Consider the following 252-nt stretch of genomic DNA (forward strand, 5'->3'; position numbering starts at 1 on the left):
CGGGTACCAACAGCGAAGACGAAGAAGCGAATCAAATATGGGCTAAAGGCCTAGTGATCCGTGATTTGCCACTGCTAGCAAGTAACTTTCGTAACGAGCAATCGTTAGATGATTACTTGAAAGAACGTAATATTTTAGGTATTGCGGACATCGACACCAGAAAGCTAACACGTATTTTGCGCGACAAAGGCGCTCAAAATGGTTGTATTATTGCTGGTGACGAACTAGACGAACAAAAAGCGCTACAAGCCG

Annotated in this window: 1 protein-coding gene; it reads left to right on the forward strand. The window is 44.0% G+C overall.

Going from position 1 to position 252, the window contains the following annotated elements; translation table 11 throughout:
* Nucleotides 1-252 (forward strand): carbamoyl-phosphate synthase domain-containing protein (locus R2R70_RS21785; protein ID WP_410979166.1); only part of this gene is annotated, 252 nt, incomplete at both ends.

Origin of the sequence: Cobetia sp. SIMBA_158, from assembly GCF_046566945.1 — a bacterium.
GTDB classification, from domain to species: Bacteria; Pseudomonadota; Gammaproteobacteria; order Pseudomonadales; family Halomonadaceae; genus Cobetia; species Cobetia amphilecti.